Below are 9,467 nucleotides of genomic sequence, written 5' to 3'. Positions count from 1 at the left end.
CCATGCCCGGCGGCTGCGCCATCGGGGCCCGCCCCGTGGATCTGCACCTGTCCGCCCTCGAAAAGATGGGGGCACGGTTCGATCTTGAGGACGGGTATATTCTCGGCCGCTGCCGCAAGCTCAACGGCGCACACATCCATTTCGACTTTCCCACCGTCGGCGGCACGGAAAACCTGCTCATGGCAGCCGCACTGGCCGATGGAGAAACCATCCTTGAGAACGCCGCCCGCGAACCCGAAGTCGTCGATCTTGCCCGCTTCCTCATAGCCTGCGGTGCGCGCATCGAAGGCCACGGCACCAGCGTCATCCGCATTCAGGGCGTCCCGCGCCTCGGAGGCTGCACCTACCGCATCATGCCCGACCGCATCGAGGCGGGAACCCTCCTCGCCGCCGCCGGGATCACCGACGGCGAATTGCTGCTCACGGACTGCCCCTTTGAGGAGCTTGACGCCGTGATCGCCAAAATGCGCCAGATGGGCATGGAAATCGAACCCACCGCCGACGGCGTGCTGGCCCGCCGCTCCTGCGCCCTGCGCGGGGTGGACGTGACCACGCAGCCCTTCCCCGGCTTCCCGACGGACATGCAGGCGCAGATCATGTCCCTCATGTGCCTTTCCGAAGGTTCCGGGGTCATCAGCGAAACCATTTTTGAAAATCGGTTCATGCACGTGCAGGAGCTCGTCCGCATGGGCGCGGATATCCGCCTTTCCGGGCATACAGCCATCATACGCGGCGTCCAGCGCCTTACCGGGGCTCCGGTCATGGCCTCGGATCTCCGCGCCAGCGCCTCTCTCGTGCTCGCCGGGCTCGCCGCCAAGGGAACCACGACCGTGCAGCGCATCTACCACCTCGATCGCGGCTATGAACGCATCGAAAACAAGCTCAACGCCGTAGGTGCGCGCATCCGCAGGGAAGCGGAATAGCGAAAGAAAATCGGGAAGGTTGCGCAACAGGGGCTCCTCCGTCTGTATGGCAGGGCCGTACAGCCCCCCGCATTGCCGGTTCTCATTTTCGGCACGGGCTCTTTCCGTCAGAGTTCATCAGGGACATTCCCCCGAGCAGACCTCGACCACAGGAGAAAAACGATGGATACCACAAAGATTCTGGCTGACCTCAAGAAGCGTCCCGGCTTTACCGAAAACGTGGGCATGGTGCTGGTGCACAACGGCGTCGTGCGCGGGTGGGCCCGGGCCGACCATGCGCCCGTGAAATCCATGAAAGTCTCGCATGACCGCGCCAAGATGGACGCCATCTGCCGCGAGATGGAACAGCAGCCCGGCATCTTCTGCATCCATGCCGAAGCCGTGGAAGGCGAACTGAAGCCCGGCGACGACGTGCTGTTCCTCGTCGTGGCCGGGGACATCCGCGAACACGTCAAGGCGACGTTCTCGGAACTCCTCGACCGCATCAAGGCCGAAGCCGTCATCAAACAGGAGTTCACCGAATAGGTTTGTCCAGGAAAGCCCCTGCCCGGCTTTGCCGCGTTGAAGCCAAGGCCGGAGCAGGCGCTTTCCCGTGCAGCGCGACGGCAACAAGCCGTAATCCCCACGGGCTTTGACGCGATATATGGCGGCAAGGCCCAAAAAAATGCCCGCAAGGGACTTTTTCCATGAGCAAGAAAAAAGATACGCCGCGTCCGCTTCCCGATACGCTCGGCCTTCCCCCCACAGGGGCCGACTCCCATGCCCACCTCGACTCCGAGGGGATCATCGAACGGCTCCCCGAGGTTATGGGACGGGCCCGGAGCACGGGCCTTGCCTCCATCGGGCAAGTCTTCCTCGGCCCCGCCGCATACCACGCCAACAAGGGCACGTTCGCCGGCTATCCCGGCGTCTTCTTCCTGATGGGCATCCATCCCTGCGACGGGCAGGAGTGTACCGGAGCCACCCTCAAGGCCATGCGCGAAGCCTTTGCCGAAGATCCCCGGCTGCGGGCCGTCGGTGAAATCGGCCTCGATTTTTACTGGAAGGACTGCCCGCCCTTCATCCAGGAGGAAGCCTTCCGCGTCCAGCTCGCCCTCGCCAAGGAAACGGATCGCCCTGTGGTCATCCATTCGCGCGACGCGGCAAAGGACACCCTGCGGATTCTGGAAGCCGAAGGTTTCTCGGGACACTCCGTGCTATGGCACTGCTTCAGCGGCGACGCCGTGGATTTTCTTGATCGTTTCCTTGCCAACGGCTGGCATATTTCCATCCCCGGCCCCGTGACCTATCCCACCAACCACGACCTGCGCGAAGCCGTGAAACGTATCCCGCCGGACCGCTTGATGGTCGAAACCGACTGCCCCTATCTCTCGCCCGTGCCGTGGCGGGGCAAGCCCAATGAACCGGCACTCGTCGCCTTCACCGCCGAAACCGTGGCCCTTGAGCGCGGCATGGACCCTGCCGAACTCTGGACGCTCTGCGGCGACAACACCCGGCGCTTCTTCAACGCGCCCGCCAAAGGGCTATAACCTGCCACTCCTCTTAACAATCTCCAATAACCTCTTATACTATCACCATTGCCGAGAAGCGTCTTGGCCCGAAACGATTCAGGACCACACCGGTGCCTTGCTCTCCATTGCTTCCCGTTTCCCTTCCATCCTCAACAGCCCGCCGCGCCCCCCGAACCCTGAACAGGGATTCGATAAACGCGAAAGTCTTTGAGGGATGAGAGGAGGGGGCGCGGGGGATGGGAGAAGGGAACTTTCTGAAGAAAGTTCCCTTCTCCCATCCCCCGCATCATCAACCCTCCCGCACGAAACAAGGAACCATAGACGCTTCGCCGCAAATGCGATAGGTTGCAATCTACCTTGTATGCAGGCAACGCCACGGATGGGAAAGCGGCGTTCCTCTACAGGGCATTCCCGAATTGCCGGACGGCTCGCCGCCCGTGCAGCGGATTCGACAAACCGTCCCCTCCGGCGGCCCGAGGCCGCCTCTCTGAATCTATGCAAACACCCGCATCGTCAACGGCCTTTGTGGAAACCCTGTCCTTTGATGACCCGACACTGGCCAATGCCCTGTTCGGACCGCACAACGCCCACCTCAACGTCATCGCCGAACGCACGGGAGCGGATCTCTCCACCCGGGGAACCACGCTGGCCGTGACGTCCGATGATCCCGCGCTGCGCGAACGCATCCTGAATCTGTTCACCCAGTTTTACGGCCTGCTGCGCAGCGGGCACGCGCTCCAGAGTTCCGATCTGGAGCAGGGGCTCCAGCTCCTTGAGAGCGATCCGGGCTCGGATCTGCGCCGTTCGTTCCGCGACGAGGCCGTGCTCTCCCTGCCCAAGAAGACCGTCACCGCCCGCAACGCCGCCCAGCGCGCCTATCTGGAAACGCTGCGCAGCAACGAAATGGTCTTTTCCGTGGGACCGGCCGGAACCGGCAAGACCTACCTTGCCGTGGCGATGGCCGTGCATATGCTCAACGCGCGGCGGGTGCGCCGCATCATCCTGACCCGCCCCGCCGTCGAGGCGGGCGAGAAGCTCGGCTTCCTTCCCGGCGATCTCGCCGAAAAGGTCAACCCGTATCTGCGCCCTCTTCACGATGCCCTGCTTGACATGCTCGGGCCCCAGAAGATGGCCTCGCTTCAGGAAACGGGCATTATCGAAGTCGCGCCGCTGGCCTTCATGCGCGGCAGGACCCTGAACGACGCGTTCATCATCCTTGATGAGGCGCAGAACACCACGCGCGAACAGATGAAGATGTTCCTGACCCGCCTCGGCTTCGGCTCACGGGCGGCGATCACCGGCGACATCACCCAGATAGACTTGCCCGCGCAAGGCGAGGACAGCGCGTCGCGTTCCGGTCTGGTACATGCCCTGCATGTCCTCAAAGGCGTCAAAGGCGTTGCTTTCCGGCATTTCACTTCCGCCGACGTGGTACGCCACCCTCTGGTCGGACGAATAGTACAGGCCTATGATGACTACGAGAAACTCCCCTCTTCGCATCAATGAGCTTTCCCGGATAACACGGACGCTGTTCCGGCAGCATCATCACGGCGTGGGCCTCTTCGTCCTGATCGCCACCCTGTTCGTGCTCTCGTTTCTGGCGGGCCTTCAGCCGCCCATGCAGTTCCGGGTGTTCATGGCCGGGGAAGTGGCCGACAGCGATGTCGTCGCGCACCGCAGCCTGACGGTGGAGGACACCGAGGCGGCCAAGATCAAGCGCAATCAGGTCGCCATGCTCCAGCCCACGGTGTTCGACCTCAGCGTGACCGAAATCGCCGCTTTGCGGCAGAAGATCTTCGGTATGCTCAAGTTGATCAACGGGCAGGAAACCTCTCCCGAGGCGCAGGACGCCTTGCGCGCTTCGCTCGCGGAAAAGCTCGCAACGCCGGTCAGCTCGGATTTGCTCGCCCAGTGGATGAGCCCCGAAGTGCAGGAGTATGTCCTCTCCACGGGCTTGCCGTGGTTTGAAGATCGCTTGCGCGAGGGCGTGGTGGGCGACGTGCGCCTTGCCCTGCCCTCCAAGAACGGGATCATCGTCCGCGACGTGGACACAAAGGCGGAAACCCTGCGCCCTGACGTATCGGATATCCGCGACGTGCCCGCCGTGCTCGCGGCCTTCACGCAGAAGCTGCGCTCCGCCGAAAAGCTCACCCCGCAGGGCCGCCGCGCCGTGCTGGTCCTGTTCTCGCCGCTGATCATGCCCACGCTCACCCTGAACCGCGAGGCCACGCAGGCCCTCGGCAATGCCGTGGCCCAGACCGTGGAGCCCGTCTACTACCATATCCAGAAGGGTGAAGTCGTCGTTTATCAGGGCGAGCGCGTCACCCGCGAGAAGCAGCTCAAGCTCCAGAGCCTCTACCAGAAGCAGGAGGGGCTGATCCATTCGCGTACCGTGGCGGGAACGTTCGTCTTTTCGCTCATCCTGACGCTCGGCCTGTTCATGGCCCCGAGCGGCAAACCGGGCACCCCCCTGCGGAAAAAGGACTTTTTGTTCATCTCGCTGCTGCTGTTCGTCTTCGGCATCGCGGCGAAAGGCACCTACATGCTCGTGGGCAAGGTCGTCCAGCCGCAGGACATCGCCCTCGTCATCCACTTCTTCCCCGTGGCGGGCGCCGCGGGGCTGTGCGCGCTCATCTTCGCGGCCCGGCGCTATTGCGTGGTGGGCCTGCTGATATCCCTGTTCGCCTGCGTCATGCTCAAGGCCGACCTTCCGCTGTTTTTGTTCTTCTTCCTCTCCGCCATGCTGAATACATGGCTCGTCATCCGGGCGCAGAGCAGGCAGGACGTGGTCATCGGCATCATCCCGCTGGCGCTCGGGCAGATCTTCATCGCCCTCGGCAGCGGCTGGCTGGAGGGTTTCCGGGGCGGCAACACGTTCCTGTGGCTCTTCGGCATCGTTTCCCTCAACGCCTTCATTTCCATAGCTATCCTGTTCGCCATCAGCCCGATCATCGAAATGGCCTTCCGGTACACCACCCGGTTCCGGCTCATGGAGCTGATGAACCTCGAACAACCGCTCCTCCAGGATCTCATGGTGGCCATTCCGGGGACCTACCACCACTCGCTGGTCGTCTCCAACATGGTGGAAGCCGGAGCCAAGGCCGTGGGTGCGAACAGCCTGCTGTGCAAGGTCGCGGCCCTCTACCACGACATCGGCAAGCTGGCCTATCCCGACTATTACATCGAAAACCAGTTCAATGGCCCCAACCGGCACGACAAGCTGGCTCCGGCCATGAGCGCCCTCATCCTGCTTTCGCATGTCAAAAAAGGCACGGAACTCGCCGCGCAGCACCATTTGGGCGACGAAATCGAGGACATCATCCGCCAGCACCACGGCACGGGGGTGATCAAGTTTTTCTACGCCAAAGCCAAGGAGTTGGGCGAAAATCCCCGTATCGAGGACTACTGCTATCCCGGCCCGCGCCCACAGACCCGCGAGGCAGCCATCGTCATGCTCGCGGACGCGGTGGAAGCCTCCAGCCGCACGCTCACCGATCCCACGCCCGCGCGCATCAAGACGCACATCGACACGATTATGAAGGGGATCTTCTCCGAGGGCCAGCTTGACGAGTCCGAACTGACATTCAAAGACCTTCATAAGCTGTCGGAAAGCTTCGCCCGCATCCTGACGGGGCTTTTCCATCAGCGTATAGCCTACCCTGATTTGAATAAAGACAAGAAACCGGCCAGCGACAAACCCGAACAGGCCAAAGTGCAGGCCAAGCCTGAAGAAAAAACGGAACAGCGCCCCGACGTCAAACGTACTGTCGCCTACGCGGCCTCCAGCGTGATGCCGGGCTCCTCCGGTGCGGCGGCCCCGAGCGGGCCGGAACAACAGGGCGCGGCCCCGGCAGCTCCGGCGGCACCCCGCACACCCGTACCCCCTTCAGCGAATCCGGGCTCGCCCATTGACCTTGTCTACCCCGTCGTTCCCGGCCCGCCGAAACCCGTCAACAAAGGGCCGCTGTCCATGAAGCCCGTGGGGAAACGCCCATGAGCCCGCTCGAATGTTTTCCGCAGGAGCAAACCGACGCGCCCTCCGGTTCCGGCGCTCTCCGGCTCAACCTTTCCGGCGGCGGACTGTGCTGGCGGCTCCCGTTCTGCAGGACGGAACTGCACCGGGCACTCTCGGCCATGCTCCGCGCAGCCGGTTCCGGGCCCGCCGAATTGGATCTCATCCTTGTCCGCGATGCGGGCATGGCGGACTACAACCTGCGGTACATGGGTTGCCACGGCCCCACCAATGTCTTATCTTTTCCAATAGACGAGCAGATCGCCGGGCCGGAGGACAAAGACGTCCCCGTCCAGCTCGGGAGCCTCGTCTTTTCCGTCGACACCCTGCACCGGGAAACGCTCCTGTACGGACAAGAGCCGAAGGAGCATTGCCTCAGGCTTCTGGCCCACGGGCTCGGGCATCTGGCCGGTTACGACCACGGCCCTGAAATGGATGAATTGTGTTCCGAAATGCTGTCTGCGGCAGAGGCTTGGCTGACTGCCCAATGAAGAGCAAAAGGGGAACAACTACTTGCCATTTCCATAGCGCTGTGATAGATGCCCTCCAATATGGAAGCGCCTCAGATGTGCCCCCACACATCCGGTGGCTTTCTGCGGGCTCTGCATTGGGGTCCGTCGAGTGGTGAGTGATTCCATCAGATTTTTCGATTTCATTCTGTATGGAAAAGCGTGACAGGGTTTCCTAGTCACATAAACTGTCCAAGGAGGACGCACACATGGCTGAAGTCACCTACAAGGGTAAAACCTTCGAAGTTGATGAAGACGGCTTCCTGCTCAAGTTCGATGAGTGGTGCCCGGAATGGTTGGAGTACGTGAAGGAATCCGAAGGGATTACCGATCTGAACGAAGACCATCAGAAGATTCTCGACTTCCTTCAGGACTACTACCGCAAGAACGGGATCGCTCCTATGGTGCGCATCCTGTCCAAGAACACCGGCTACAAGCTGAAAGAAGTGTACGAACTCTTCCCCTCCGGCCCCGGTAAGGGAGCCTGCAAGATGGCTGGTCTGCCCAAGCCCACCGGCTGCGTGTGATCCCATCTTAGGGAAGATGACGCGCCGTAAAGCCTTTCGGTAAACGGCTGCGTACGCATTGTTCCCATACAGGGCGAGAGGTTTCCTCTCGCCCTGTTTTTTTGTTGTTATCTCTCATTGAAAAGACCCGGTTTCGGGAAAAAAATACAAGTAAGGCTCTTTACCTTTGTACGGCCCACAGGTAGAGTCTCATTCAAGTGAATATGGCAATGCCGAAAGAACGGTTTCGCCGGCCGGATAACGCTAGAGGATGCCCGGCCGGGTCGACATTGCAGCACCTCCTGAGCAAGGGAAAGGCCCAAGGGGCCTTGCAGCACATATTCGCTGTCAATTTTGCAGGACGCTTTGCCCTTGCCGTTCCGGCCGGGGTGAAAACGCCTAACTCAAAGAAACGGAGGCTCACATGAAATTTTCCCGTTCTATTGTCCTCGCCGTCGCCCTGATCTTCGCTTGGGCCACGGCCGGTTTTGCGGCCCACTCGGCCGAAATCTGCCAGAAGCGCATTGAAAGCTTCAACTATCTGGTGGACTACTCCGGCTCCATGATGATGAACTTCCCCTCCGTCGGCAAGACCAAGATGGCCGTTGCCAAGGAAGTCATCAAGCGCGTCAACGACATGGTGCCCGAACTCGGCTATCAGGGCGGCCTGTACACCTTCGCTCCTTACGGCGCGGTCGTGAACCAGGGCCCGTGGGTTCGCTCCACCCTCGCCGCCGGCGTCGACAGCCTGAAGGACAATCTGGAAACCTTCGCCCGCTTCACGCCCATGGGCGACGGCATCCAGGCCCACAACGGCATCATCAGCCAGATGACCCCGCGCGCGGCCGTCATCCTCGTGAGCGACGGTGAAAGCAACCGCGGCATCAGCCCCATCGACGAAGTCAAGGCCATCTACGCCGCCAATCCGAACGTCTGCTTCCATGTGATCTCCGTCGCCTCCTCTCCTGAAGGCCAGGCCACTCTGGACGCCATCGCGGCCCTCAACGCCTGCTCCGTGTCCGTCAAGGCCATCGACCTCCTCAAGAGCGACGCCGCCGTCGACAAGTTCGTGGGCGATGTGTTCTGCCAGGAACGCGTGGCCGTCGTTGAAGACGTCGTCGTCCTCCGTGGCGTCAACTTCGCCTTCGACAAGTACGACCTGACCCCCGAAGCTCAGGGCATCCTTAATGAAGCCGCCCGCATCATTATGGAACACCCGAACATGAAGGTGCAGCTCCTCGGCTGGACCGACAGCATCGGCACCGACGCTTACAACCTGAAGCTCTCTCAGCGCCGTGCTGACGCCGTGAAGAACTATCTGGTTGCCCAGGGCGTGCCCGCCAGCCGTATGATTGCCATTGGCAAGGGCAAGTCTTTCCGCTATGACAACAATACGGAAGAAGGCCGGTACATGAACCGCCGTACTGAACTGGTCTTCATGGACTAGTACGCAAGTAACAATCAACAAAGGCCCGGCGGACTCTCGTCGGGCCTTTTGCGCTCAAGAGGACCTTTCCCCAATGCAGTTAATCAAGAAATCCGCACTGTTCGCTCTGGTTCTTTCGTCCGCCCTGATCTGCGGCCAGCAGGTTCAGGCCGCCAAACCCAGCGCCGCTCCCGCTCAGGAAACCACCCTTGAGGTGAAGGCCAAACTCGACGCTTTCGCCAAGAGCTACGTGGCCCGCGCCAACGACACCCTGAAGAACAACCGCCAGAACATGTCGGTGACCAAGCAGGGCAAGGGCTATGTGGCCCGTTACACGGAAGTGGACGCCTCCACCATGACCACGGAAATTTACCCCGGCAAGGGCCCCGGCTGCGAATACGTGGGCCACATCGTGTATCTTGAAAAGGTATACGAATGCACCGGCAAGACCATCTCCGAGGCCAAGACCGGCACCTTCACGACCCCGAAAGCCCGCCGTATCCGCGAACTGACCCGTTACGACGGCAAGAAGTGGATCTACTAGCCGAATGAACACGGGGCGCTGCCCCGACCCTTGGCA

General features: G+C 61.4%; 9 protein-coding genes. All 9 read left to right on the top strand.

All coding sequences use genetic code 11. The annotated features are described in order from the left end of the window. Positions 1-923, top strand: a 923-nt coding sequence (murA, locus tag HMPREF0178_RS09490) for a UDP-N-acetylglucosamine 1-carboxyvinyltransferase (RefSeq protein WP_009380451.1), incomplete at its 5' end; no start/stop codon positions are given. Between the two features lie 162 nt (positions 924-1,085). Further along, on the top strand, positions 1,086-1,448 hold the full coding sequence (locus tag HMPREF0178_RS09485) for a molybdenum cofactor biosynthesis protein MoaE (RefSeq protein WP_005028344.1): 363 nt from the start codon (positions 1,086-1,088) through the stop codon (positions 1,446-1,448). 161 nt (positions 1,449-1,609) lie between these two features. Further along, the gene (locus tag HMPREF0178_RS09480; protein ID WP_009380449.1) at positions 1,610-2,452 is read left to right on the top strand and encodes a TatD family hydrolase; all 843 of its coding nucleotides are present in this window, start codon (positions 1,610-1,612) and stop codon (positions 2,450-2,452) included. 477 nt (positions 2,453-2,929) lie between these two features. Then, complete coding sequence (locus HMPREF0178_RS09475; protein WP_009380448.1) at positions 2,930-3,940, top strand: PhoH family protein; 1,011 nt, start codon at positions 2,930-2,932, stop codon at positions 3,938-3,940. Beyond that, positions 3,903-6,431 (top strand): HD family phosphohydrolase, encoded by a 2,529-nt coding sequence (locus HMPREF0178_RS09470; protein ID WP_232281248.1) that lies wholly within the window; start codon positions 3,903-3,905, stop codon positions 6,429-6,431. Before HMPREF0178_RS09475 ends, HMPREF0178_RS09470 begins: the two co-directional genes overlap by 38 nt. Beyond that, on the top strand, positions 6,428-6,937 hold the full coding sequence (gene ybeY / locus HMPREF0178_RS09465) for an rRNA maturation RNase YbeY (protein ID WP_009380445.1): 510 nt from the start codon (positions 6,428-6,430) through the stop codon (positions 6,935-6,937). The genes HMPREF0178_RS09470 and ybeY overlap by 4 nt, the downstream gene beginning before the upstream one ends. Positions 6,938-7,164: 227 nt before the next feature. Then, positions 7,165-7,482: a TusE/DsrC/DsvC family sulfur relay protein gene (locus HMPREF0178_RS09460; protein WP_005028339.1), complete on the top strand. Its 318-nt coding sequence runs from the start codon at positions 7,165-7,167 to the stop codon at positions 7,480-7,482. Between the two features lie 403 nt (positions 7,483-7,885). Further along, positions 7,886-8,908, top strand: a complete 1,023-nt coding sequence (locus HMPREF0178_RS09455; RefSeq protein ID WP_009380444.1) for an OmpA family protein — start codon at positions 7,886-7,888, stop codon at positions 8,906-8,908. Positions 8,909-8,981: 73 nt separating this feature from the next. Then, the gene (locus HMPREF0178_RS09450) at positions 8,982-9,431 is read left to right on the top strand and encodes a hypothetical protein (RefSeq protein ID WP_005028337.1); all 450 of its coding nucleotides are present in this window, start codon (positions 8,982-8,984) and stop codon (positions 9,429-9,431) included. Positions 9,432-9,467 lie beyond the last annotated feature (36 nt).

The sequence above is a fragment of the Bilophila sp. 4_1_30 genome (assembly GCF_000224655.1).
Classification (GTDB): domain Bacteria; phylum Desulfobacterota; class Desulfovibrionia; order Desulfovibrionales; family Desulfovibrionaceae; genus Bilophila; species Bilophila wadsworthia.
Note: the sequence above shows the minus strand (reverse complement) of the source record. Positions and strands in the feature narration are given on the sequence as shown.